This is a genomic window from Ferroplasma sp. Type II (genome assembly GCF_000496155.1).
This window is the reverse complement of record NZ_KI542698.1, coordinates 1-25,879: the sequence shown is the minus strand read 5'-3', so window position 1 is coordinate 25,879 and position 25,879 is coordinate 1. Positions and strand designations below refer to the sequence as shown.

Here is a 25,879-nt window from a genome sequence, read left to right as displayed (position 1 = left end):
ATATGGATAAAATTGAATTTTTATATTGCCTTATGATAGAATCTATACCCATAATTCCTTATCCATAATGGGTTAATATTTTTAACTGAATTTAAATGATTTTAATCTGGGATTTGATTACATCATTTGCAGTCTCAAGAAATTGCTTCTCTCTGCCCTTAGGTATCACACCACCGGCTGCAATATCGTGCCCGCCTCCCGATCCCCCTGCAGCAGCACATGCTGCTTTCATTACCTCTGAAAGATTTAATCCCCTGTTTACGGAATATCTTGATCCTCTGGATGAGATTTTTATGTCCTCAGTACCTGTGTTAAATCCTATTACAGGCTTATCAGGCTTTACAGTGTAAAGCGCTATGGCTCCAGCTATTGGTCCTGCCATTTCTGATTCAGGTGCGTAGAAATAACGCAGATATTTTTCCTCCTTCAGGTCGCTTTTTGCCCTGTATATATAATCTATGAGCTTAGTCTTAAATATCTTGACATTTGCAACCATATCATTTCCAACACTGTTGTCGCCGAGAAAATACTGGACAGGCAATGATTGCATCTCAATTCTGGCATTGCCATCTATTATTGAATTCAGTTCCTTGGATGAAAAACCTATATCATCAAAATAAAGAACGTCACCCTCAAGATATTTTATAGCATCTGATCCGACATTGTTTTCCAGCATTTTCAATGCAAGCCTGTTTCCCAGGGTTTTATTTTCATCAGTATTTATATCTATAACATTCTTTTCTGGATCTATGCCGCTACTTTCCAGAAATTTTTTGACCTCTTCCGGATGGCCTGTTAGCCCATAAAAAAAAGGATCTATTGAATATGTAATTGCATCGGAAATTGTATCCTCGAGATTCAGTGTATGATGGGTTTTATAGGAATTGTACTCATCATAAATAGCCTTATTTAATCCAGAAAGCCCACCTATGTCCTGCTTGTCAGCCATGACTCCAGCCATGAAAAATGGAAAAAGGTCCTTATTGCTTTCATCTGCTGCAAGTGCAAATATATATGCCATTGTGGCTCCACAGGCATCCCTCGTTCCGTTTATGCCAAAATCCCTGGCATTTATGTTTATGCCTGAGTTTTCAGTTTTGTTGTAAAAATGATGGTCCAGAACAATAAAATTTGAGTGGTCAGCTATGGCCGGGATTTGAGAAGACCCTGCATCAACTATTATATTAAGTACATCAGACTCCTCCTCGTACAGGGATCTGAAGCCCTCATTGTCAAGATTTTTTATATAGGATAAGTGATATTTAATATCGAGACGTTCCAGCACTCTCAAAAGTATTATGGATGAACTTACTCCATCACCGTCATAATGTGCCAGTACCCTGATATATTTCTCACTTTTGACCTTTTCAGTGGCCGCGTGCAAAATATTATAGAGATCTTCCCCTAAAATATCATAAATCATAGGGCTCTTTTCAGGGACCAGTCGGAAGGCAGCCTTCCGGTACGCTTGTAATATCTCATCAGGCGCAGGATCTTGGACATTATGAGCTGGCTTCCCCTTTTATTGCTTATGTCCTTCTTGTTCAGTAAGAGATGTTTTGACACATTTTTGTATCTTTTTAAAAGGAAAGCAAGATCTTCAGGTATATCATCTTTTATTCCATTGGCTTCCAGTATCTTTCCCATTTTCTGGTGAAGGACCGGTCTTACTCCCGGTACAGCGTACTGGTCTCTAAGCCTTATCCCTATCATTGAATTTGAAAGCCCGTCTTTCTTAAATTTTATAATCTCTTCTTTTATTTCATCATCATTCTGCATCCATGAGGGCTTTTCAGCCATTGCAATTCTCGTGGATCCTGATTTTCCTCTTTTTCTTGTATGCATTCGTGCCATTGAAATCCATAGTGTATTATTATTATAAATTTATTCTTTTTGTTTTTTGACATTGGCAAATTTTAGGCATTGTGATTTAATTACCTAACTTTTAACTTCCTTTTGACCACTACATCTATGATTCCCCTCTGTACTGCGGACAGAGAAACAATTGATTCCCATTTGATTCCGTTCTTTTGATCTTCAGATATGCCACAATACTTTTGCAAAACAACCCTAAAACACAATGAATTTAAGCCACTTTACTATGTTTGTCAGATGATTGTATGACATCTGTTGGTTCTGTAGCATCTATAACTAAAACTATCGGTGATTTTTCCGATCTTATGACAGCAGGCATGAAGAAAAAGGTACAGAAACACTTCAGGGAATATTTGCTGGGCATGATGATACCTCCAGAGATAAGGAGAAAGAGTATTTCCAACATATCATCACTTGTCTCTGAATATGACCAGAGTACATTGAACAGGGCAATTCATGCTGTTGATACAGAAACACTTGAGGAGAATTACATTGCATTCCTTAAGGCAAGGATCGGTACTCACAGTGTTGAGTTCATAGGTGACGATACCCTTCTTGAACATCCCGGTGCTAAGGCCATGGAGAACATTGGGTGGTTCTATGACCATGCATCTGGAAATAATGTTCTGGCACACCAGCCTGTAACTACCATGCTTCATGATATTGACAGCAATGAATTCTATCCCTTTCTTGCGAGGATGTACTTAAAAAAGGATAATGACAGCGGTGAAAACAATACAGATTTTAAGACAAAGCTTGATATCATGGGTAATCTCTTTGCCATTGCATCTGAAAACTTCTATGTAACAGGAAAGGTTGTTGATTCATGGTATTCAAGCTTCACATTCCTTGGGGAGAGTTATACCACAGAGCTGAGGTCCAACAGGAAGGCATCATTTCAGGATCTTGGAAAGATAGGAAAAAAGAACAGGGATATGTTCTACACAATGGATGAAATACTTGAATTCACTTTCCTGTTATACAAGAACAGTACAGGAATACTTAAGGAATTTCCACTGTACCGTTCATTCCATATCTGGCTTACCAACGGAAAACCTGCTAATCTTGTAATTCTTTACAATCCGGAAAACAGAAGAAAGAAATTCCTTGTCTCTGACAATCTTGAAGGAGATAATATTATGGCTGCATGGAACCATCGATGGTCAATAGAAACATTTCATAATGATGCAAAGGATCTGGGTATGGGAGGGTGCCAGGTTCGTGATGGTGAAGGGTCACTTATACACGTGAGGATCACCATAGCGGCCTATACTCTCCTCTCAATGATAATTAAGGCATCAAAGAAATTATTTGGTAAGTTTGTTAAAACCATAGGTGAATGTTCAAGGGCAATAAAGGAGGTTCTAATTCTCAAAAAGAACTACAAGTGGAGATTGTTTTCTGTGTAAATGCAAAAGTATTGATGCCATATAACCGGTTCTCAAGAAATCAGGGTTCGCCGATCTATATATTTCCTTCTTCTCCAGTTTGGAATGGGTAAGTTAGCATAACTTCACATGCCCCTCCATATGGAACATCAACAATATCCTCACAGGTCTCCGATCAAGAACGCCCTTGATTTACTTAAGCGCTCTCTCCACAGAATCCTTGTGGTGATATTCTCTGATTATTTCTATAATGGTGTTATGGTCAAAATCATTACACAAGGTGATTAAAAATAATTATGTAACTGACTATATTGACTTAATAAATTAATATTTGTAAAATATTTTACTGATTTGATGCAGTTATATCAATATCTATATTTTTATAATAGTGACTACTATCTGGCATAGTTATATTTAGTATTATATATGCTTTCTGGTCATAACCTATAGATGTGGGTAATTTTGTATGTATATAATTTGTTAAATATTGATTGGGGACAGTCAATGCGGTGATTGAAGCATTACTTGCAAATTCGTAATTTGTAATTGATATATTAACTGATAAAACTGTTCCAGAATTATAACCACTTCCGACAATTGATGGGGTACAAGTTGCTGTTATATTCGTATCATTTGTTTGAACATTAATATCACCTATATAAGATATCCACTGAGATACATTTGGTATTGATGCAGCAGTATAATGTTGTCCATCATATGAATAATATATGGATGATATTTTAACATTATCTGCAAATGCATCATATATTTGGCCAGTGGCTGATTGACCTGATGACAGACTACTTGAATGTAGTTGGCTTGTTACATTAGAAAAGAATCCTGATGTATCTGCGGCTAGTGTTCCGTTAGATGTTACTATACAAAAATCACAGGGATTCAATGATAATTTAGCACTCCCTTTATTGGTTATTGATACATCAAAAATATATGCCGTCTCTGCCACCTTACCCGCAGATACCTCATCTGCGTGATCTTCGATGACCTTACTTACACTTACTTTCACCTGACTTTTTTTCGGTATACTACTATCTATTATGGCTATTGCAGCTATAACAATTACAATTACTAACAGTATGGCAATATATTTCTTTTTTCCCATAACAACCGATTCGTTATAGATATATAAATTTTAACTTGAGTTCCACATGAGATAGTCTGTTATTTCATATGTATTCCCATACCCTTTCCTGTTTCGTATATGTGCACATTATATGCACATACTTTTAAATACTGGCATGTAATATTACTTTATGTTTCTGAGGTTCACAAAGGTAAAGAGAGGATCAGCAGTACTGGAATATGCCTCCATAGCTGAAAGGGTAGTTGAGAACCATAAGCAGAAAACTATAACTGTGAAGTACCTAGGTTCTGTGAGGTCTGATGAAGACAGGGAAAGATACAGGAAAATACTGGAAGAATACAGGGAGGCAATGAAGAAATTCTCCATAAATGATATGAATGTAAAGCCAACACTGTCTTTTGGAATATTCTATGCAGCAAGAACAATTATGGAGAGGAATGGCATATTAGGAATACTGGAAAAGCATGCTAATTCCTATGCAGAAACATTATCCTTTATGATCATCTCCAGGCTGTTTGACCCATCCTCGGACATTAACTTCATAGACATAGATAAAAGGGTGTACTATCCCTGGGAAACACACATAAGTGAGGACAGTGTATATAGATCACTCGATTCACTCCTGGAAAAGAAGGATTCCATAGAACTTGAAATATTCCAGGCATTGAAGCCTGACACATCCGTAGTGCACTATGATCTCACATCATCATATTTTGAGGGTAGAGAGGACAATGACCTTGTTTTGTTTGGCTATTCCCGTGATAAGAAGAGGGGAAAGGAACAGATTGTAATAGGCCTTGTGATGGCTGATGGCATACCCATCTATCATGAGGTATGGAAGGGCAATACTGTGGATCCAAAAACACTTGAATCCACCATATCCGCATTGAAGGAAAAATTCCAAATAAAGAACATGATACTCATTGCAGACAGGGCATTCGGAAGATCGAAATCACTGGATCTCCTGGATCAGAATCAATACATAACGGCAGCATACAGGTGGGACAAGCCATACCGCAATATCCTCATGGAAACGGATTTCTCTGATGGTTATGTGATGGATGGACTGATCATAAAGAAGGTAACTATAGATGTGAATGATGTGCTGAAGGATGATTCAACAGAGGAACAGAGAAAACTCGCTGAAAAGAGGAGATATATAGCGGTATACAACAAGAAGAGGGAAGAACTTGATCTTAAGGATCTGAATGATAAAATCGATACTGTAAAGAAGAAGATATCTGATATTACAGATCAGAAGGAACTGAAGAAATCCCTTGGAAAGTTGAAATCACTTGTAAAGTTCACAGAGAACAATACAGCACTGAATGAGAAGAGGATAGAGATACTCAAGAAGCTTGCAGGAAGATTCCTAATAGTAACAAATACCGATCTCAATGAAGATGAAGTTGTATCTGCATACAAGGAACAGTGGGAGATTGAGAGATCATTCAGAACCATCAAATCATTCCTTGAAATCAGGCCAGTGTACCACAGAAAATCTGAAAGGGTCAGGGCACATGTGTTCGTATGTGTATTATCCCTTCTGCTATCAAGGATAATGGAAAAACTTACAGGCAGGACAATTGACAGCATAAGCAGTAGCCTGAATTATCTGGATGTTGTTCCCGTAACAGTAGAGAATAGAGAAGTGTATATCTCATCGGAGAGCACAGAAGCTTCAGATATTCTTAAAAGCCTGGGGATTCCATATCCCAGGATCCGTGAATGTGCACATACATAATTATCTGCAATGTTACGAGAATACTGTAAAACAGGTGTTCATCATCTAATAATGATAATGCTTGTCATGCGGAACTCAAGTTTTAACAAACCATTAATCGCTCTACCGGTGGGGAGTAATAAATCTCAAAAAATAAGGAAAATGCAAGAAGGTAATACAAAAATTAGATATACATACTATGTAAATTTTAATTGGTTACAGACTGATAAATGCAATTAAAAAAGTGAAAAAGGTTAAAAAAAATATATATTTTTAGTGTTTTTTAATAAAAAATAGTACTCCAACCGAACCTGCAATGCTAGCGGCAATACCAGCTACAACCCCCGCAACGATAGGAATAACTGAACTTGGCTGAGTAACAGATTTAACAAAACTCAACGGAATCGAAGCCCCACTGTTGGATACTGCGACACTGCCTGAGTGAGTGTAAAAATAGCCTGTGTGCGAATCCACGGTATAACTGTAGGTGCCGTCGGTAACGTTCGTGAATGAAATAGAGGTTGAGTTTGTAGTCTTAAGTACACCGTTAAATGTAACATTCCATGTCGTACCACTTGGAAGGCCGGTCTCAATAAATACAACTGTGTATGTATTCGGTGTATAGGCTATGTTAATCGTAGTGGAAGAACTATTTATGGTAAAGGACCCGGTGTAAGCATGTGGAGTATATCCCGATACAGTTGTCAGTGAGTAGGAGTAAGTGCCGTTTGGGAGGCTTAAAGTTATGTTGTTTGTTGAAGATGTATGCACTACGCCATTAACCGAAAGGCCCCAAATCGTTCCAGGGGATAGACCAGTTTCCGAAAACGTTACAGTGTAGTTAACAGGATACCATGATACGGATTCATTTACATTGCTGCCGTTAACGGTGACGCTGCCAGTTGTAGGGGAAGAATGATACCCTGATACCTGCATGATAGTGTAGTCGAAGGTTCCATTGTACATCATAAATGAAACAGAATTGCCATTAGAGCTCATGTTTTTTCCGTTTAGATTAACTGTCCATGAGGTACCAAGGGGCAGACCCTTCTCCGTAAATGTTACAAGATATTTTTGTTCAGCCACGAAAGGAATGCTAACTGAAACCGATGATGAAACAACAGATACTTTACCGTTTACTGCGACGAAGCCGGGAGAGGATGCAGAGTAAGAATAATTCCCTGGGGAAACGAGCAAGCTATATGAACTCTTTGAAGTAGAATAATTCGTTCCGTTAAAGTCTAATGTCCACTGTGTTCCGGATGGAAGGCCAGATTCTTTAAAGGTAACACTATACAGGAAGGTGCTCTGCCCACTGGAAGCATCCCCATACTTGAGGAGTGAACTTGCAGCTGGAGAATTTATTGTAATAAATGTGTTGTGTGATATTACATTCACACCACCATATACAATTAGCGAACTCCCTGCGCCGTACAAGTTTCCGTTAAGGCTTACGTTATTGGATGTGAATGCGTTGTTTATAATGTTGTTTGTTCCATACTCGAGTATCAGGTTACTTGCCTGGTTTCCGTTCATAGTCGATATATTTGTTCCATCAACAACATTTGTTCCTTCATTGAAAACTAAGCTGTTTAAATTTGGTAGAACAGTGCTGTAGTATGTGTAATATGTCTTATTCATGGTGAAATTTTTTGTTGTCACATTGTCATGTTTGAAGTTATTAGAACCATAGAATGTCATCATAAACCACGGATAAGGTGATTGAGTATATACAGAATATGGACCAACAGAATATGGACCAACAGAAATAGTTGAAGAGACCACACTTGTATTGGATTCTAAGGCTTCGTACCATATTCCATTTTCGCTTGAATCTTTGAAACTAATGTTTCCCATCTCAGCAATGTACGACGGGTCGATTTCGTGTGTAGACAAAATAGACCAGTTGGAAGACAAAGATTCGTAAAATGAGTACCAGGTGGAATCAGAGTTTAAGGATACATTTGCGCCAAGCGATCCTAAGAATGAATTATAAATGACTGTTGTGTTAAGGTGGGTGGTCCCGTGGAAAGATGCGACTTCAGACTCATTAACTGTTGAATTGCTTAAATAGGATATACTGTCAGCCAAGACTACATAGGAGTTTCCAATGCCTGTACTGGATAAGTATAAAGTTGAGTTAAGGAGCATAATATCACTGCTGTTGAACTGGTCATAATCTCCCGTTAAGCTAGAATTTAGACCCTCTAAATATGAACCACCGAAGAATGTATTCCCACGCATGTACGTATGGGCAAAATAAGATAAATCGGCGCTGCTTTGATAAAAGAAGTTACCAACCAGACTGTCGTTGCTATAATAATCCACTATACCTGAACCATCATAAAAAATATTATTGGCTATGTTAGCATTTCCATATGCGGAATAAACATCTGTAGAAATAAACTTGTTATGTATTGCTGTTATATCCATACTGGAATTGAATGCAATGCCGACATAGGTATTAATGAAGCAAGATTCCGAAATAATGTCATTCGAGGAATTCCAGAAAGTTAGTTCTCCCGCTATAAAGCCATACATAGAAGGATAAAGTGTACCAGAAATATCCATAGCAAGTACTGATACATTCTGGGAGTTGTAGATGAAGTATGGCATGGTATTATAACCAATGAACGTTCCGTAGACAGAATTGTCAGTTATTGCCTGCTGTTCACCTAATGTTGATACATAATCGGTTGTCCCTTTAAGGAATACTCCTGGAAAAACAGGGAAGCCGAAGTCGTTTAGCTGACCAAAGACAGGATCAATTGACACATTTTGATTAATGAGTATATATGGCGATGCCGACGTTCCTTTTCCCGAAATGGTAATATTTAGGAGCTGTGCATTATTGAATGCAAACAGTGGTGTATATCCCCCATACGAAACGTTGTGGACTAGATCAATCGACCCCAGACCTACAGACGAGCCACCTGAATGGTCGGATACTAAGATATTATACATGGGTTGGTAATCGCTGGCCAAAACCTGACCTGCATAATCTCCCGGAGACAGATAATAGATAAACTTACCGTTTTGTGGAACTGGTGACCACTGGGTGGTAGTATTATTGACAGCGTTTCCTGAATTTATAAATAGGAAGCCGTTGGAAGGCGCTATAGAACCAGAAACCGTGATAGCTCCCGGGTCATTCTGTATCCCCCACATACCTCTAAGTATACTCGGACCCGCATTTAGATACGCAACATCATTCGTTTTCCAGTAAATCGAAACACCAGAAGATGTCTCTCCTGTGTCGGTTCCAAAATTATATGCAGAAGGCACATTTTGATAATTACCGGATGTTGAATTCATGTATTTAAGAGACATACTGCCGTTAATCCCATAAATATCCGTTGTGCTTCCGCCGCCAGGACCACCTATCATAAGCTCAGCATCATACAGAAGGTAACCTGTAGGCGTTACATGTGTACCACTTACGAGGAAGTTTGCCTGTGGTGTCTTATAGGATGATGGCATTCCATACGTTGAATTAAATGTCACACGATCGTAAGTTCCACTCATTGAAATCTGTGGAATTGAATAGTTGAAGTAAACAACATTACGATTGTGTAATAATGTGGAATTAAGATATAAATGAACAGTGAAAGGCTGATTAATTGTAAAGTTTGGACCAAGTGCAATATGAACACCACTGTACGGTAAAACATTTCCTGTGGAATTATAAATAGCATTGCTCGTAAGGTAGGCTGCTGGGCTAGAAAAGTTCCATAGATTATCCTCTAAGGAAAGTGTATGTGTTCTTGCAGAATATACTATCACATTCTGTGTCCAAAAACTGTAATCAGATTTTCCAAAAAGAGTTACGTTGTTAAGAACAGTGTTTAATTGTATAGTAACAGTATGTGGTGCATCATTCAAGAGGTAGAGCGGGCTGAGACTGTTTAGGGAAACAGTACCCTCGAAGCTGCTTGTGTTATAATTATAACCTACCAAATTTCCACTAACATTCTTAACACCAAAGTCGCCTATCCCATTTGGAGCTGGAGCACTGCTATAGAGTGGTGTCACTGTATTGTTTACCATTTTGTAAAAGTTAGCAGCATGTTTGTTTGGAATAAACAAATGATTTATAATGCTACTGTTACCCGTAGAATTCAGGAAATACGACGACCTGGACGTCAAATTTTTTCCATTTACTCCATCTTTCCCAAGCAACTTAGATACAGAGGAGTTGAAAGAATTCTGATATTTACTGAACTGGGAAGGAACTGAAGTTGTTTTTGTATTAGATGAACTCCCTGCAATACCTGGAACACTTTTGCCCTGTACCGCTGTACTGGAAAAATTTCCCTGCTGACCAAATACAACTGCAAAGGAAAAACCGGACACGGCTATCATCACTACCAAAATTACTATGAATTTCTTCGATATATTTACCATAAAAAAGGATAATATACCTGCTTATAAATTTTTCTATAGAGAATTTGTGAAGTATATAGTTTCTTTAACCTAATAGAGATGCATAACGTTCATACTGGGATATGACTTCCATGCCCACAGACCATATTGTCAGTTCCTCGTTGAATATTTTATATGCAGGAAAATTTCCATATATATCCGATATATAATCTCCCTGTGAGAAACCGCCTATTATAACATTAAGATTATCCTGATTTATTATGGTCGATAGGGAAGAACTGGTGCCCTCTGGAGAAAGCGCCACAGTTTTTCCATCAAGGTTTTTAAGGAAAGGTATTATAGCGCCTTCCCTCATTGAAAGAAGTTCATTTCCATTGTAATTTATAGAACGCTTTTTGAAAAGATCCTCAATGAGCCCCTGGAATCGATTATATGATCGTGGAAGTTTAGTTTCACTGTTTATATGAATTATATAGTTCCCCCTTGTATGGACATAAACATCAAGCATCTTGTTTTTGTTTAATATGGATTCCATTGCCACTTCCAGAAAAATATATATTATATCCGGCCTTCCCCTTCTATTGGATTCCCCAGGGAAGTATTTATCAATGGTAGTATGCATATAATTTGAATCAAGTAGCATTTCCGTAGGTTTTTTGTGATTTTTCTCTGCAATATTTCTTATTGCCCGATCCCTGGCCATGTTCTCTGGAACGGTCTGAAGTTCAGCATCTGCTATAATCAACCTGAGCATAGACTTGTATAACAATTCAGGATTTACTATTTTCTATGAGCCGTATCCTTTTCTCCGTGGAAGGATGGTCCAGGCTCAATGATCGCATAACATTTTCTGGAATTTTATCTGTTTCTGATATACGCCTTAAGCCATCTATAAGATAGTCTTTATTTACATATTTAACTGCATTTAAATCCGCCTCTACTTCGTTGTGCCGTTTAATAGCTGGTAAAACAATCATGATAAATAGAATGAGTACTATAAAAAATACAGGTGCCATATAAAAGAATGACGGGTTTGTTGAGGTAAATGACAGTGATATAAGGTTAAGCATGAAAATAAATACTATGAAATTAACGAATATGGTTTTTTTGTTGTGCCTTAGCTTTATATGTGAAAGCTCATGGGCAAGCACACCTACTATTTCATCATGATCCAGTATTGACATCAGGTAACTTGTTAAGAATACATATGACTCCTTCTTATTCACCTCAAAGGCATTGGCTATTCTTCCATTCGTATTTATTATGTATATTTCTGGCTCTTTTATGCCCATTTCAACGGAAAGATCGGCTGCTTCATTATTAATATAAATATCCTGAAGTTTTTCCGATTTTCTAACCAGTATGTTTACCATGGGGCTATTGGCTGAAACGGCCCATATAAATATTATAAATGCGTTTAATATGATAAGATCAGAATAGGCATTCACGGCTTTTATGTAACCCTGGGCAATTAACATTACAAGGAAAAATATGGATAGATATGTTACGTATCTCCAGCTAAGGTCGTCGGAAATATACTCGAATATGTTTTCATCCGATTCCTGGTCCCTCATTATATTCTTGAAATGCATGAAAAGAAGGCTATTTCCTATAATTATGCCAACCATGATAACCAGTGAATATACTGTGAATGGAATTTCTGAGAGAATTATATATATAAGGAATATAAGTATCAGTGACGCGTTTGATAATACTGCAGATTTTTGCAATACCTGTTTTTTATCGGCAGGAGTCATATATATACTCAATTAAAACTTTTATTTAATATATTGCAATTAGTTTCTTAACAATCCCATATCAAATTTATAAGCTTATCATTATATACAGTAGTTGAGAGATGATAACCGTAAAACGCATTTATGAAAAGCCAGATAAAGATGACGGGTTCAGGATTCTGGTAGAAAGATTATGGCCCAGAGGAATTTCCAGGGAAAGAGCACATATAGATCTGTGGCTAAAGGATGTTGCTCCATCCCCAGAACTTAGAAAATGGTTTAACCATGAAGATGAAAAATGGGAAGAATTTGTGAGGAGATATTACCTGGAATTAACAGGAAATGCAGGAATAGAGAGAATTAAGACCCTGATGAAAGAAAATAATAATATTACGTTTGTGTATTCATCCCGGAATGTTGAACACAACAACGCTGTTGCACTGAAAGATATAATATATGGCATCAAATAGGAAAATAAAGTTCAATTCACAATCTTACATTTTATCTTTCCGACTTTTCCATGGATTTCCATTATTCTGCATATAAAATCATACCACTTAGAGATACCTGACATACTCTCCATCCTAAAGGATTGGATGTTCATTGTGACGGGATCTATGAACGGATAAACCACCTTAGTTCACATGGGTTTTCTGAACCACAGAATTAGTCCCCTCAAGTTCCTAATTATACCAAAGATTACGTTAAATGTGACTTCAAAATCAATTCTATTACAAGATGTTACCGGAGTTTTTCTACCAATTTAAATCTCTCAAGTACTACAAGTGTAGAGTCATCCACTACGAAGTCTGGATCACCCAGTTCCTCACGCATTTCACCGCTATACCAGAATTTTTCATGACTCAATCGCCAAGCGGAAACGGTTTGATAATCTTCTCCTTCATCTATGGCATGTTCTATTCCAACTTCACCAAGTGGAATAACCTTGACATTAACAGTCTCTATTATCCCAACTGGTATGTTGTCGGAATCGACCACGGTAGAACGCTCTCTAGGGACAGGGAGCGATTCACTATTAAGCCTGAACTCCAATTCCAAGCTTGTTGTTGCAACCTTGCTCCCGTTAAGGATAGCTGTCACCAACTTGTCTCGGAGTGGCCCTGGAAAACCGAATTCTGCATTGCGCAATTTGATCACTATTATCTTATCCTTCTGCCTATATTGTCAACGCCAAGTTAAATTTCCCCATTTCTTTACAGAGATGAGGGAAACAAGATGTTGCGTGATGAGAGGTGGTATATGATAAGAAATATTGTGGAAAATGGAATGAAAATATCGGAGATAGCAAAGGAGTTGACAATTATAAATATTGCATCATATTCTGAAGAGGATAGGTAGGGAGCCGGTTAAATAATTAAGTGGATACCTAATAACGCACAGTCAATTAATAAATCGCTTCAGAATAATGGGTTAATCCTGGTATTGTCATAAGTTTGATAAGATTCCAGCGGCGCCTTGGACACAACCAAAAAGGTGAGGCAATTTTTTCCATTATGAGGTTGAATTATCTTTATGGTTTTGATTTTTCAGAACCGCATCGACAAAAGAATGAAGTCCTGACAAATCAATGCTAATTCTATACCTCATGGATAATTGCCCTCTTTCATTCAATGAGGGTTCTTTCTCAATTATACCTGCAGTAACTAATATGCGTAGATGTTTTTCTATTGATGATCTATGTTTGTTAAGCCTTTCTGCAATATCACCTGGATTCGTGTGTCCTTCCGAGATCATATCTAGAATCTCAAGTCTTGTGGAAGATGCTAGAGCTGAAAGGAATTTCTCTTCTTGTACATAATCTCTCATAGTGTTAACCTACCCGAAATTATCCTATAGCAACAATTAGGTTATAATTGTTGCCAAAAGGTGAAAATTTGTATGAAATTGCTGGAAAGTTAAATATATCACGGTATCATCTTAGGGTGACACTGATGAGATACCTTATAGACACGGATGTAAAACTTATTGGCCTAAAATCGCCAGATGGTCCAGTTTCTGCAGGCAAAACATTTGATAATTTGGAGAGAAAGCTTCTTTCGTTGAAAGGGAGAAAATTCTATGGACTGTCGAAACTGGAGGGGGATAACCTGACATATTTTGCATGTGTCAAGGTTCAAGAAGAAGATGCAAGCAAACTAGGATTACAGGAAATAGTACTGCCAAAAGGAGAATATGAGAGAGAGGTAATAGTAGATTGGGAAGAACATATCGACCAGATATCAGAGCAATTTGAGAAAATGGAATCTAAGAATATAGTTGATCCTCAGAGATTCTTCGTGGAATATTACAGGAGTCGAAAAGAACTTATCCTCATGGTCCCAATCAAGTGACCCGTTTTATGACTTAATATCATATTTTCAAACATAGTTAAATCATGTGCTGTTTTACAACTACCGAAATGCCAAAATTTACTTGATATTCGACGGTGTGACGACTTCTTTGTGAGATAGTATGCATGTCCTGCAAAAATGTTAATCTTCTCATTTTAGAAGTATTGTTAGTCTTTTGCCACCATTTTGCGATGTGTTAATATTTTTACTATGTCCTATTTCCAGTGTAAGCAATCAAATGGAAACAATTACTTTCTATGAAAATAAATCTTGATTATTTGGAAAAGACACCGCTTAGCGGCTGTGAATTATTTCTTTCAGTTTATACCTTAAAATTTCTTACAATGTTAGTTGTTTTATCTAGCAAATCGGATGTATCACTGAACTCTAGAACCCGTATTTCTCTTTCAATGAGAATTAACTCAAGCATTGATGTCATGGTGACACCCTGTTTCTTGAGCATAAATATGCTGGGTGACCCTTTAAGAGAGATTAAATTAGGAGACCTGGAAATATAACATAGCTCAATGTATTCCCCGCCACGTGTTTCTTCCTTTAAACGAACGATTAAAAAAACTGAAGATATGGAAACCAAAAAAGGGAACAGGCCATCAGGTGATATAATTGGCATTTTTTCAATTGCTATGTCCAGATTGCAAAATCCCCTTTCAGTAAGATACCTGTAGACTGTGTTTTCCGTGTCTTCTGTACGGGAAATTGTATCTATGGTCTCAAGTTCAATAGGGCCAACACCTTCAATCGGTCCGAATAAGTAAATCGTTGTACTGTAGTCCTCTCTGTTTTCAAGCAATAATAAGTGACCATCTGACACTGTATAAAGGTTAAGTTCTTCCATTAAAAGTGAATAATGACCCTTATCTGAAAACGAATTAGCAATGCTCTCCTGCATAGAGTAGAGAGCGCTCTTAGTCTCATCGTCATAACTACCAAGCAGAAGAATGAACATTAAAAATTCACTCTCTCTTTACCAGTTTGTCTCCAATTTTTAAGGAGATTATTTTCCCATCTTGAGTTAGTGCTGCCTCATACTTCCCTTTTTTATTTTGGCCAAAAGATTTCATCGTTTCAAATTTCCCAATTACACTATAGCCGGTATTTACCTCATCAAGAGAATCTACTGTGACGTTATTTGAAAATACGGGCTCATTGATTGCTGAACTAATAGTACTGGCAATTATGGTCTTGAGTTTCCAGATATCGCTTGAGGCAATTGGCATTTATCTCACCAGTGTTGAAAGGAGTAAACCCATTTTATCGTTAAAAATATAGTGATTGCCAACTTTCTTAATGATCTCCCTATCCATTAGGTATTTCAAATGAAAACTAATTGTATTGGGGTTTACTCTAATATCAAAATGTTCATCAGTTAATTTTACAATCTCTGTCCAGGTCAGATCTTTTTTAAGCATAAGTTCTCTAAGCATAAACAACCTCTTTTCATTCTTTATTGCCTCACCAAGAATTGTAATTTCATTCGTTTCCATATAACTAAAATACTAGGATCAATATTAACTTAACTATAGTTAACTTCATTACTATGAACTTAACGACTTTATCCAGAAAATTGAAAGATTATAAATGATGGGTAGGGAGCAGATTATTTAATTACCTAACTTTTTAACCAATTTTACTCACTACACTCATAAAACAGTAATTATCAACAATCCACCGAAACATGTAAATACTTTGTAGTGTTTAATTATTCACTACGACATTCATAAGAAAGATCAGGACAAAATCCGGAACCTATCTTGCAGAGGTTCGCAATCAGAGGGTGGACGGAAAGGTGAAACAGGAGTTCATAAGATATATAGGCAAGGAGATGAACAGCTCTGTGGTACGCAGAATATCATCCAGTGATGTAAGAGCAATGGAAGTGCGCAGATCTCTGGATGTTGAGGCAGTACACAGGATATCCTCCAGGATAGGAATAAACACTCTCGTTTCAAAGAGTGCCCTTGTCATGGTATATTCCCAGCTTCTTGACCGCCCTGCAATAAACAGGATGGAGGAATATCTTCAGGAGACGGAGATACTGAGATACCTTGACATACAAAACATCAGCACCCAGGATCTTTATGAATCCCTGGAGGAGATAAACGATATGGATTTCCCGGCACTGGAGGAGAAGCTTGCCTCATTCTTCCTGGATGTGGAAAAAGAAAGGCGATCCGTAATAATCGATGTAACGGATACCTACTTCACCGGTGATTCCCTGGACTCCAGGCCAAGAAAGGGAAAGGAGGGCAGGATAAAGAAGCTCATGCAGATAGCTCTCGTTGTAACGGAAAAGAGAGGATTTCCCTTATTCCATCGCGTATACGGTGGAAACATATCCAACAGATCTATGGCGACCTTGTAAAAGATCTGTGGACGAAGGGATACATGGTGATTGTCATGGATCGTGGAATGTCTGATCCGGGAAGGATAAAATCCCTGCTGGAGCTTAAATTCACCATGATCTGTGGCCTCAAGAAAACATATGACCTGAAGAAGATCATTGATGGAATGGACAGGAACGATATTTACACAAAGAAACACATGGTATCACTGAAGAACACAAAGGTCTACTGCACCGATACCACATTCCTTTCAGGCAGGCTCATTGTGGTATATAATCCGTCACTGGAATCATTGAAGAAGGATCACTATTACGAGCATTCGTCAAATGAAGATATAGCGAAATATCTTGGTTATTCCCTCATATTCCACAACACTGATCTTGGTATGGATGAAGTTGTAAGGAAATACTACGACAAGGATTCTGTGGAGAGGGCATTCAAGCAGATCAAGGGTGTTCTTGATCTGAGGCCTGCAAGGGTATGGCTGAAGTCTCATATAGAAGGCCATGTGAAGATATGCTACCTTGCCTATTCCATACTGAGTTATCTCTCTTACATACTGGAGAAGAAGGGAATATCCGGATCAGAGGCTCTTGATTCCCTGAGAACAGGTTACAGGGTATATCTGGAGGATCAAAAGAACGGATTCAAATGGGAATCAATCGTTGCTCTGTCAGCAGTACAGAGGGAAATTATGGATGTAGTGATCAAAAAGACCTAAAAAGTTAGGTAATTAAGTGGATACTGTACTGGCACCTGACTGCTTCAAATGAAACTAAACCATGGAACATAACTCGCAACTTCAATTCCCGAGGCCACCGCTGCAGTAACGCCGAAGCAAAATATTGCCATACCTGCAATCCGTCCAATCCGTTCCATGACATTATCGCTCAACTTTGTGCGGATCATGCTGATGAAGGTGCTGAGTGTCAGCCACCATAGCATGGACCCGCTGAATACACCTGCAATTATGAAGATAGAGATATACACGGGATCTGAGGAGGATGCAAAACCAGTTGAAGCAAATATTGCCACAAAAAGAAGAATAGTCATGGGATTTGTTAATGTCACGGCCAGTGTTGAAAGATAATTCCAGTTCAAGTGATTCTTGTTTGCAGCTGATACGTAGCTTACAAACGGTCTGCGAACTGTTCTCAAACCAAAGTAGCATAACGCGATCCCTCCGAACATCTGTATCCAGATATGACCAGATAACAGTACCCCGGAAACCACTGCCAAACCAAAGGCTGCTGCTGCGCCATAGAAAGCATCTGCACTGGCAGCACCAAGTCCACAGGTTATGCCAGCGATCTTTTCGTAGCTAATGGTGCGTTGGATACAGAGGATTCCTATAGGGCCAACTGGTGCCGCTATGGAGAAACCTATGAGAAGTCCCTGTATGAATATGTACGGGAGTGGCACTTAACTTTCTCGAGAATTGTGTGAACCTGAAGATTGTGGATTGTTTGTTTCCTCAAGTTTTAGAGGGATTCGAATTGTTTCCTTCGCAGTACTCAGAACAATGGTCGTACGAGTCCTTATCACTCCGGGTATCCCCTTCAGTACGTCATTTACAACAAAATCAATATGCTTGTTATCTCTGCATCTTATCTTGAGGAGATAGTCATCGTCCCCTGCAATATGGTGGCATTCCTGAACTTCTTCGAGAATCTTGATGCTTTCCAGAAATCCTGTCCTGTGATGAGGGAGATCTATGTTAACCGCAATAAAGGCAATTACATGGAGGCCCATTGATTCTGCGCTGACATTTGCAGTGAAGCTTTCAATTATCCCAGCTTTCTGTAGCTGGTGAACCCTTTCTGCCGCCGCTGGAGCTGATAATCCCAGTTCATTTCCCAATTCTTTCCAGCTGATTCGTGCGTTATTCATCATTAGATTTAATATTTTGATATCCAATGTATCAACAGCCATGCACATATTATTCTAAAGTAATATTTATACATTACTTAGTATATGTAAGAATATTCTGGAAATATTGCACGTATTGAAAACGAGCAGGGATAAGAACCATGTATGTTTAATATCTTTCTGGATTTTCGGAAGGCCAACGACTTCAATTACACCCTGACATACAGCGGCTTTTCCATGATAAAAGGCATGATAACAGAAGACATAGAAAAGATACCTCAGGTCATCATCCAGATAAACAAGACCAAGAGTTACGGTGGAAAAAACCTCATAGAAGCGATGTCAAATCTATTCATTCTGAGTAATCTCACTAATAACAGCCCTGAACACTAAGCCGACAGACATCAACTAACATACATATAACCAAAATGTTAGTATTTGATGACAATTGTCCAAGGATAGGTGGGTATCCGACACCATAAGTAATATGGGTATATGAATTACACAAAACATAATTAAATGAATACTTAAGTTAGAGTACTAACTCCATAAAAAACCCTGAGCAGATAATGAATTTACCAGTTTTTCTGCAGAATTGTCAATCTATTCCTTCATTGTTCCAGAAACAATATGAGCAACTTGATTTCCAAAACTAACCCATTTCTTCTTGGTTTTATCTGTTCTCTTAGTTTCTAACCTCGACATTGAATCTTCATAGAGTTTATTGGAATGTGTTTTTTGCAAGGTTTTTCTTAATTTTTCGGTTAAGGTATTTGATTTTAGGTCATTAAACAGAGCAATTACTTTTTTACCATCTATTTTAACGTCAAAAATTTAAAACAAATCGATTATATCCTGATCTCGACCAGATTGAAGCTTCAATGCCCAAATCGCTTCGGGACTAGCAATTGGAATTTTATTTTTTGTTCCACCAGTTAGAGTGATGAGACGAAGGTTTCTATGATCCATACTAATCCGAGGTTCAGGAATATCTACCCGTGCTTCCCTATCCCTCACATAACCCACAAGCACATCTAGAGTTATCTCTTCTGTTCTGTACCTGAGTACTTTGCCTTCATAATTCTGTGGATTTGGAATTGAAGAGTTTTCCAATTCTAAGTTCTGGGCATTAATAAAATCTTCCAGTTTTCCTAGGGCACCATTTGGGATAACAATATCAACATCATTAGAGTATCTTGGTACTCCGTACGCAGCTATTGCATATCCGCCGATTAAGACACCCCCAAGTTCCCAAGGCCATTCATCTAAAAGACCGAGGACTTTCCTTTCCCTACTAACTGGATCAGTACCCAATGAGTTCACTTGCTCCTGCATAAAGTCCTGGGTGATTCTTGATTATCCTGAGAACTTCATCCTTAGGAATTACACGCTCACCTGCAACTAACGTCCACTTAATCCTGGAAACGGCCTCCAGGATAACGAAACTTCCTACCCTTTTTTTTCCAGAGGATGAAACCCCTGATCTCATGAGATATCTCTTCCACTCCTCTATTTCAGACTTGTGAACTCGGAGATGAAATACACGTAGATATGAATTCGGAGAAATTTTATATCTTCCATTTGTCCATATTTCCACCGCTGTACTTCCCGTCCATGCCTTATCCCACGGAGCTTTCAGAACTATAGTTTTAACTCTTTCCCACTCACTTAGCCTTTTATCCGGTCTTTCCGGCAGTGGCAATACCCTATAGGTGCCTCGTCCTATCCTTTCCACAACTCCTCTCATTTTTAACTCTGATAGTAATTTTGCTGGACGAGTATTTCCAGTTGCCGCCTTAAAATCAGAGGTTGTGAAATCCTCATCACCGAATTTTGAAATTAAAGCATCTAAATAAGTGAAGCCCATATTCCGTAATATTCGGAACTATTATATTAATTTATTGTATATCAAATAATCTTCTTCAGGTATTCAATCCTCTAAAAATTGCAGGCATTATAAATATTAGATAAAAATTATATACGTATATGATATACCTATATTATATGACAAAACCCGTTACGTTGTCAAACGCTGCGTATGAAGCCTTGTTAAAACTCAAAGACAGAGATACTTCTTTTTCCGAAGTTGTATTAAAATTAGTGGATAAATATAACCGTAAAAATGACTTCAAGAAATTTGCCGGCTCACTTAAAGCAAAATCTGAAGATTATGAAAGGTTTAAAAAGGAAATAGAGAAAGACAGGGAGCAAAATACTGAAAACTGTGATTGAATGGTTGTTCTTGACACAAATGTAATTATAGATTACCTCTTAGGAAAGAGCGATGTAGTTCAGGTCATTGACACATTTCCCACAAACGAATTATGCATGACATTTGTTAACGAATTTGAGTTATTGAAACATAAGAACCGTAAAGAACTTGAAGAACCAATTGAAAATCTAACTATTTATCAGTCAAGTGAAATTGCCGTGAGAGAGGCAGCAAATGCCTACATCCGATTGATATCTACTGGAAAAGTTATGAGTGATAACGATTTAATGATCTATGGAGTGTGCATCGCTAACAGCGAAATGCTGCTAACCCAGGACAAGGCATTTGAAAATCTGCATAGTGAATTCGTGAGAATTCTCAAATAGTTTACTGATCACTATTAACCCTGGTATTACGGTTTCAGATTAAACCCCAAGCTATCCAGTTTCCTGGAAATCTAATTCCTGCAGACCTATAATATAATGCTAATTCACCCTCATGAAAAACTTCATGCTCAGTAAGGAAACCTATTACCTGTAAAGGGCTGATTTTCTGGTGATTTTCACCGAGATATTTTATCGATGGAGTACAATCTATCCACTTATCAAGGACATTTCGACCGTCGTATGTTGAAACTATTCTACAGATCTCTGCTAAAACACTCTTCAACCCTTCCAGAAGTACCTGTTTATTGTTTTCAAGTGAATGGTCTATATCTCTACGGTAGAAGTCAAGGGTACCTAAACGCAAAGCATCAAGGTAGCACTTTCTTATATCTAATATGTGCCTAAATTGTTTACCGAATGTACCTGCATTCTTTATTGGGCTTAATTCAAGAAATTCGGAATCAATAGACTCTAGTGAGCTGATGATTAAATTGCCATGAAATTTTAAAGTTTCAATCATATCTGATATAACTGGCAAATCCATAACATAACATTAAAATTTAAAATAAAACACTTACGCAAGAATTAATTTGGCAATAATAGATGGTTTAACTAACAACAGGTTGCGAGGAGCCTATTAATTATGTGGATACTGTGGATTACTTTACTCTAACGGTCTTTTTAAGATTATTTATATAAGATATTTATGCCATTAATTTATGTTAAGTTTGGAACATGTAAAATATATTATAAATAGTTGAATTTAGATTGTTATGGAACTTTGACTGATTGGCATTCAGGTTTTATATTGGCAGTGCAAGAGGCGTTTCTGGATTTATCACATGAAAGATTAGTAGAACTGTAGAACTGGATGAATTATATAATGTAAAGTAAGAAACGATGAAAACTGAATCTTATGTCCCCTACACCATATCTTAGAAAAAGAAATGAAAGAAGCGTTACTCGAGTTCGGAATGCCTAAACAAGATCGGACAAATTTCTGAATGGACACCATATTCTGAGGTTATAGATGTTCACCAATCACTGATAGGATTATGGTCATAATAGATGCACAAAGGATGTGTATCCCGTGCCGTCTAAAATTAATTTTCAGCTATATTTTCATTCTCGTTTGTATTTTTATTCTCTTTTGTACTTTCAATCTTTTTTATAGTTGTATCCTCAATCAGCTCAGTTCCAAGTGTTTCAGGACTCAAATACATGCCAATACCAACAATTATGGCACCGATAACAAGCAGGATAGCGGTTGAAAACCATATATTGGTTGTAGTATCTATTGATTTAAAAAAATAGTTATGCATGAATGGAACATAAATTGAAAACCAGCCGCCCAAAAATATGCCTGAAGAATAACCAAACCCAACACCTGATGACCTCATCCCAGTTTCAAATCTTTCAGATAGGTAGACTGGAATTATTCCCCATGGAGCCTGTGTTATGAATCCGATAACCAGAACAGAAATTATTGTCAATGGAACGTTGTCAGTTTTTGCCCCGTAAAATGCCCCATAAAACATTGGTACAGAGATTATTATTGTTAATATGGCCCAAAACAGTGTTAATTTCCTCCTTCCAATTTTTTGTGATAAAGAACCAAAAAATAGAGCTCCTATAAATGCAGTACCAAGTGAATATGTATATATTGTATCTGCCTCCCCGTAAGGAAATACGCTTGGGGCGTGTTCAAGAATTGTTGGAACAAAGGCAAATAATGAATAGGCAAAGAAGAACATGCCAGTCATGTATGTCATTACCTGGAAGAAATCCTTTCTATGTTCCTGCCTGAATAAATCCGTGAATGGTTTTTTCTTCAACTTGTTTTCTTTCTGAAGATTTTTGAAGGCGGGAGTGTCATTCATTGTAAGCCTAACTATCAGTGCAATAAAAACAGGGATTAATGTGGTGAGGAAAAGGTATCTCCAAGCATAAGCCTTTATTGCTGCAAGTCCAAAATATCCTGTGAAAATAGCAACTATTGCTGCTGCTAAAAGAGCTCCAAAAGAAAATCCTCCCTGAACTAAACCACTTATTGTCCCCCTAAATTTATATGGAGTCCATTCCATAACAAATGGGTGTCCTGCAGCGTATTCACCTCCAGCAAATGTGCCAACGAAAATTCTAATTATAACGAAAAGAACAAAGGCCAAAATACCAACGTTTGCATATGTAGGAAGCGCAGATGTCAGGGTACTGACTAGGCCAAGCCCAAGAATTGTGATTATTAAATCTTTTTTTCTGCCTATTTTATCCCCGAAGTGCCCGAAAATGGCGGACCCAAATGGACGGAATATGATGGTTAAAGAATATGCTAAAATAATTGAAAATGCACCTAGCAGAGCCGTTGTTGGAGGTAATAAAACTACTGCCAGGATCGGCGCTGTTGATAAAATCATAGTTAAATCAAAGGCATCTAATAGGAAACCAAAAAATTGTGATGTTGTAGCTTTCGCAGAGTTTTTACCAAATTTTTCGATTTTGCCAGAAAAATTACTATTATCCATGATAACCGATAAATTTATTTTATTTAAACTTTTCCTTATGTTAAATAACATAAAGAGTTATACTTGCGATAAACTAAATATATAGTGTATGTATTATTCATAGGATGTAGTCACTTCCTTTTTTCATTCATCTCCCCTAGTGTAATATAATATATCCTATAGCAGTATACAGCTTCTCGTTGTTATGAAAATCCACGAATTCAAGATTGTTAATTTCGCCTCATCAAATCTTCTTATGGCCTCTCTTTCCAGAATTGGGTTGAACGTTCTATGCGTGCATCCTCTCTGGCATAGAAGAATGAATACGTTCATGTGGAATGTTAATCCTTGGGAGAGAGTTCTCTACAGCATTACTTATAAACTGTGTTCCATTGTTGCTACACATTTACACTCTGGAAATATGTTTCAATCATGGTTGATTGAATAAGGAAGCTATTGCTCCTTTCACATCGTAACCGGTGGAGTTATGCCAGCAATTATAAACAGGAAACTCAATGATACGGCGATACGTCAATGCAGGAAGAGATGTGGTTCTTTATTTCTCATGGATCCGGAATACTTATGCCTCCGGCCTGTTTAAAATATATGTCCGTATTTTATGTGTGCTGATTACTCATGCACAACGGCCTGCCATTGACTCAAATTTACATTCATCCATATTAGATGGATGCAATTTCAGAGATACCAAAAATCTATTAATTTGAAATTAACCAAAAATTAAAAAGATTCACTTACAGATGCAAAAGGATAGATGGTGTTCGAATCTTTATATCTGATGAATATATACGATGAAATATGGCAAAAGCGTATGTAATCAGGCACGCTGAAGTTGTTGTTGATCCAAATCTACCTTCCTATCAATGGGATCTTTCTCCCGAAGCTGAAACCTCTATTAGGCGAATTTCTCGTAGCATTGAAGGGACAACCGCATCACACATCTACCATAGTCCAGAGAATAAGGCATATAATACTGCTAAATTCATCGGTGATATATTTGGAATCCCAACGGAAACCAGTTTTAACCTGAGAGAAGTAGAAAGAACGTTTCGCTTTTTACCTGATGATACCTTTAATCTTCTTATCAAAGAATACCTTGAGGGAAAAAGAGTCGGAGCGTTTGAAGACTATAAAATTGCGCAGAATCGCGTAGCCAAATGCTTTTCAAATATCGTTTCAAAAAATCACGGGAGAGATGTTATTCTGGTGTCTCACGGTCTAATTCTGACTATTTTGTACAGTTATCTTCTGCAGCGTCAACTCAACTGGATTGAGTGGAAAAATATTAGGATACCAGATTTATCTATTATTGATTTGGATAAGAATACTATAGAACGGGGGTTTTTCTCTACAAGGAATAAAAAGATATTCATTCAACTTCACCCTTAACTCACGTTAGCTATAGTTGCATCTATTCAAAACGTAATGTGCAGTTTTATGTTGCAATTTATAGTGCCTTTTATTCTCTTAGAGATCTCCATAGAATAGTGGCACATAGAACTGGATAGAAACTTGATTCTAAGGATAGGTTGGGATTTGGACCCAAGTAGATGAGATCTGCAGTCTCACGCATAGCTTCTCTGCCACCTATCCGTTGTTACATATTGCAAATCTATATTTATTCTTTTCATTGGATTTATTATAATCCTCCTATTATTTATTATTGCTATTTTTTCTTTATGTGAATTATTGCACCAAATTAATTGGTATATCCTTCAAGCTTATCGGTATATAATTTAAAACACCAGGTTAAGATTTCTGTTAACAGTGTTAACAAACCTCTTTGAAAGTTGTCATTTTTAATAATTCAAAGATGCTTAAACTTTCAGGAGCAACCCGTATCCCCTCTATCCCGTCAGCAAAAGCGTTCGGGAATGCCTTTTTTATTATATTATAAGAGCCGTTTATGTCTGCATTTATTAGAATGCCTTTAGCAGATTTAAATAATCCTCTCTTTATTCTCTTTCCAGGA

28 protein-coding genes and 1 pseudogene are annotated in these 25,879 nt (G+C 37.5%); 11 read left to right on the top strand and 18 right to left on the bottom strand.

All coding sequences use genetic code 11. The features are described 5' to 3' along the window. Positions 1-91 precede the first annotated feature (91 nt). Both AMDU4_RS03400 and AMDU4_RS03395 read right to left on the bottom strand, forming a co-directional pair. Positions 92-1,423, bottom strand: coding sequence for a DHH family phosphoesterase (locus AMDU4_RS03400; RefSeq protein ID WP_021786585.1), 1,332 nt, complete (start codon positions 1,421-1,423; stop codon positions 92-94). Then, positions 1,420-1,854: a 30S ribosomal protein S15 gene (locus AMDU4_RS03395; protein ID WP_021786584.1), complete on the bottom strand. Its 435-nt coding sequence runs from the start codon at positions 1,852-1,854 to the stop codon at positions 1,420-1,422. The genes AMDU4_RS03400 and AMDU4_RS03395 overlap by 4 nt, the downstream gene beginning before the upstream one ends. Before the next feature lie 266 nt (positions 1,855-2,120). On the opposite strand from AMDU4_RS03395, the gene AMDU4_RS03390 reads away from it, so the two are divergent. Continuing rightward, a complete protein-coding gene (locus AMDU4_RS03390; RefSeq protein ID WP_021786583.1) occupies positions 2,121-3,284 on the top strand; it encodes a transposase in 1,164 nt (387 codons plus the stop codon). 322 nt (positions 3,285-3,606) lie between these two features. On the opposite strand, the gene AMDU4_RS03385 is transcribed toward AMDU4_RS03390, so the two are convergent. Further along, a complete protein-coding gene (locus tag AMDU4_RS03385; protein ID WP_021786582.1) occupies positions 3,607-4,383 on the bottom strand; it encodes a DUF4352 domain-containing protein in 777 nt (258 codons plus the stop codon). Positions 4,384-4,534: 151 nt separating this feature from the next. Here AMDU4_RS03385 and AMDU4_RS03380 point away from each other — a divergent pair, with 151 nt between their 5' ends. Beyond that, positions 4,535-6,109 carry an IS1634 family transposase gene (locus tag AMDU4_RS03380; protein WP_021786581.1) on the top strand — a complete coding sequence of 525 codons (1,575 nt, stop codon included), beginning with the start codon at positions 4,535-4,537 and terminating at the stop codon, positions 6,107-6,109. A 252-nt stretch (positions 6,110-6,361) separates the two neighbouring features. On the opposite strand, the gene AMDU4_RS03375 is transcribed toward AMDU4_RS03380, so the two are convergent. The 3 genes from AMDU4_RS03375 to AMDU4_RS03365 all read right to left on the bottom strand — a co-directional run bounded on the left by AMDU4_RS03375 (position 6,362) and on the right by AMDU4_RS03365 (position 12,228). Continuing rightward, positions 6,362-10,492, bottom strand: coding sequence for a thermopsin family protease (locus AMDU4_RS03375; RefSeq protein WP_021786580.1), 4,131 nt, complete (start codon positions 10,490-10,492; stop codon positions 6,362-6,364). 64 nt (positions 10,493-10,556) lie between these two features. Beyond that, positions 10,557-11,225 (bottom strand): ribosome biogenesis protein, encoded by a 669-nt coding sequence (locus AMDU4_RS03370; protein WP_021786579.1) that lies wholly within the window; start codon positions 11,223-11,225, stop codon positions 10,557-10,559. Between the two features lie 16 nt (positions 11,226-11,241). Further along, on the bottom strand, positions 11,242-12,228 hold the full coding sequence (locus tag AMDU4_RS03365; protein ID WP_021786578.1) for a M48 family metallopeptidase: 987 nt from the start codon (positions 12,226-12,228) through the stop codon (positions 11,242-11,244). 101 nt (positions 12,229-12,329) lie between these two features. Here AMDU4_RS03365 and AMDU4_RS03360 point away from each other — a divergent pair, with 101 nt between their 5' ends. Next, the gene (locus tag AMDU4_RS03360; RefSeq protein ID WP_021786577.1) at positions 12,330-12,677 is read left to right on the top strand and encodes a DUF488 domain-containing protein; all 348 of its coding nucleotides are present in this window, start codon (positions 12,330-12,332) and stop codon (positions 12,675-12,677) included. A gap of 271 nt (positions 12,678-12,948) precedes the next feature. Here the strand turns inward: AMDU4_RS03360 and AMDU4_RS03355 are convergent, their stop codons facing one another. After that, positions 12,949-13,356 (bottom strand): ASCH domain-containing protein, encoded by a 408-nt coding sequence (locus AMDU4_RS03355; protein WP_290704066.1) that lies wholly within the window; start codon positions 13,354-13,356, stop codon positions 12,949-12,951. Positions 13,357-13,443: 87 nt separating this feature from the next. Here AMDU4_RS03355 and AMDU4_RS03350 point away from each other — a divergent pair, with 87 nt between their 5' ends. Then, positions 13,444-13,566: a hypothetical protein gene (locus AMDU4_RS03350; protein WP_290704063.1), complete on the top strand. Its 123-nt coding sequence runs from the start codon at positions 13,444-13,446 to the stop codon at positions 13,564-13,566. Positions 13,567-13,719: 153 nt separating this feature from the next. On the opposite strand, the gene AMDU4_RS03345 is transcribed toward AMDU4_RS03350, so the two are convergent. Beyond that, the gene (locus AMDU4_RS03345; RefSeq protein ID WP_021786574.1) at positions 13,720-14,034 is read right to left on the bottom strand and encodes an ArsR family transcriptional regulator; all 315 of its coding nucleotides are present in this window, start codon (positions 14,032-14,034) and stop codon (positions 13,720-13,722) included. Positions 14,035-14,150: 116 nt separating this feature from the next. On the opposite strand from AMDU4_RS03345, the gene AMDU4_RS03340 reads away from it, so the two are divergent. After that, a complete protein-coding gene (locus tag AMDU4_RS03340; protein WP_290704060.1) occupies positions 14,151-14,558 on the top strand; it encodes a hypothetical protein in 408 nt (135 codons plus the stop codon). 322 nt (positions 14,559-14,880) lie between these two features. On the opposite strand, the gene AMDU4_RS03335 is transcribed toward AMDU4_RS03340, so the two are convergent. The 3 genes from AMDU4_RS03335 to AMDU4_RS03325 are packed head-to-tail and all read right to left on the bottom strand — an operon-like array spanning position 14,881 to position 16,063. Beyond that, complete coding sequence (locus AMDU4_RS03335; RefSeq protein ID WP_021786572.1) at positions 14,881-15,525, bottom strand: hypothetical protein; 645 nt, start codon at positions 15,523-15,525, stop codon at positions 14,881-14,883. A gap of 7 nt (positions 15,526-15,532) precedes the next feature. Continuing rightward, the gene (locus AMDU4_RS03330) at positions 15,533-15,796 is read right to left on the bottom strand and encodes a hypothetical protein (protein WP_021786571.1); all 264 of its coding nucleotides are present in this window, start codon (positions 15,794-15,796) and stop codon (positions 15,533-15,535) included. After that, on the bottom strand, positions 15,797-16,063 hold the full coding sequence (locus AMDU4_RS03325) for a hypothetical protein (RefSeq protein WP_021786570.1): 267 nt from the start codon (positions 16,061-16,063) through the stop codon (positions 15,797-15,799). Positions 16,064-16,365: 302 nt separating this feature from the next. On the opposite strand from AMDU4_RS03325, the gene AMDU4_RS03320 reads away from it, so the two are divergent. Both AMDU4_RS03320 and AMDU4_RS03315 read left to right on the top strand, forming a co-directional pair. Further along, on the top strand, positions 16,366-16,941 hold the full coding sequence (locus tag AMDU4_RS03320; protein WP_021786569.1) for a hypothetical protein: 576 nt from the start codon (positions 16,366-16,368) through the stop codon (positions 16,939-16,941). Between the two features lie 35 nt (positions 16,942-16,976). Continuing rightward, the gene (locus AMDU4_RS03315; protein WP_021786568.1) at positions 16,977-17,642 is read left to right on the top strand and encodes a hypothetical protein; all 666 of its coding nucleotides are present in this window, start codon (positions 16,977-16,979) and stop codon (positions 17,640-17,642) included. A 44-nt stretch (positions 17,643-17,686) separates the two neighbouring features. Here AMDU4_RS03315 and AMDU4_RS03310 read toward each other — a convergent pair whose 3' ends face one another. Together AMDU4_RS03310 and AMDU4_RS03305 are read right to left on the bottom strand one after the other, a co-directional pair. After that, the gene (locus AMDU4_RS03310; protein ID WP_021786567.1) at positions 17,687-18,343 is read right to left on the bottom strand and encodes a LysE family translocator; all 657 of its coding nucleotides are present in this window, start codon (positions 18,341-18,343) and stop codon (positions 17,687-17,689) included. Next, positions 18,344-18,853, bottom strand: coding sequence for an Lrp/AsnC family transcriptional regulator (locus AMDU4_RS03305; RefSeq protein WP_021786566.1), 510 nt, complete (start codon positions 18,851-18,853; stop codon positions 18,344-18,346). A gap of 102 nt (positions 18,854-18,955) precedes the next feature. On the opposite strand from AMDU4_RS03305, the gene AMDU4_RS03300 reads away from it, so the two are divergent. Beyond that, positions 18,956-19,183 (top strand): hypothetical protein, encoded by a 228-nt coding sequence (locus AMDU4_RS03300; protein ID WP_290704057.1) that lies wholly within the window; start codon positions 18,956-18,958, stop codon positions 19,181-19,183. A gap of 441 nt (positions 19,184-19,624) precedes the next feature. On the opposite strand, the gene AMDU4_RS03295 is transcribed toward AMDU4_RS03300, so the two are convergent. After that, on the bottom strand, positions 19,625-20,104 hold the full coding sequence (locus tag AMDU4_RS03295; RefSeq protein WP_290704054.1) for a hypothetical protein: 480 nt from the start codon (positions 20,102-20,104) through the stop codon (positions 19,625-19,627). Next, the gene (locus AMDU4_RS03290; protein ID WP_021786564.1) at positions 20,094-20,657 is read right to left on the bottom strand and encodes a type IV toxin-antitoxin system AbiEi family antitoxin domain-containing protein; all 564 of its coding nucleotides are present in this window, start codon (positions 20,655-20,657) and stop codon (positions 20,094-20,096) included. The genes AMDU4_RS03295 and AMDU4_RS03290 overlap by 11 nt, the downstream gene beginning before the upstream one ends. Before the next feature lie 137 nt (positions 20,658-20,794). Here AMDU4_RS03290 and AMDU4_RS03285 point away from each other — a divergent pair, with 137 nt between their 5' ends. Then, positions 20,795-21,022 (top strand): antitoxin VapB family protein, encoded by a 228-nt coding sequence (locus tag AMDU4_RS03285; RefSeq protein ID WP_021786563.1) that lies wholly within the window; start codon positions 20,795-20,797, stop codon positions 21,020-21,022. Beyond that, positions 21,023-21,388, top strand: coding sequence for a type II toxin-antitoxin system VapC family toxin (locus AMDU4_RS03280; protein ID WP_021786562.1), 366 nt, complete (start codon positions 21,023-21,025; stop codon positions 21,386-21,388). It begins immediately after the preceding gene. A 34-nt stretch (positions 21,389-21,422) separates the two neighbouring features. Here AMDU4_RS03280 and AMDU4_RS03275 read toward each other — a convergent pair whose 3' ends face one another. Both AMDU4_RS03275 and AMDU4_RS03270 read right to left on the bottom strand, forming a co-directional pair. Continuing rightward, the gene (locus AMDU4_RS03275; RefSeq protein WP_021786561.1) at positions 21,423-21,932 is read right to left on the bottom strand and encodes a DinB family protein; all 510 of its coding nucleotides are present in this window, start codon (positions 21,930-21,932) and stop codon (positions 21,423-21,425) included. A 559-nt stretch (positions 21,933-22,491) separates the two neighbouring features. Then, complete coding sequence (locus AMDU4_RS03270; RefSeq protein WP_290704051.1) at positions 22,492-23,910, bottom strand: MFS transporter; 1,419 nt, start codon at positions 23,908-23,910, stop codon at positions 22,492-22,494. A 795-nt stretch (positions 23,911-24,705) separates the two neighbouring features. Between AMDU4_RS03270 and AMDU4_RS03265 the strand changes: the two genes are divergently transcribed. After that, complete coding sequence (locus tag AMDU4_RS03265; RefSeq protein WP_021786559.1) at positions 24,706-25,296, top strand: histidine phosphatase family protein; 591 nt, start codon at positions 24,706-24,708, stop codon at positions 25,294-25,296. A 381-nt stretch (positions 25,297-25,677) separates the two neighbouring features. Here the strand turns inward: AMDU4_RS03265 and AMDU4_RS03260 are convergent. Further along, a pseudogene (locus AMDU4_RS03260) lies at positions 25,678-25,879 on the bottom strand (RNA-guided endonuclease TnpB family protein); the annotation flags it as partial.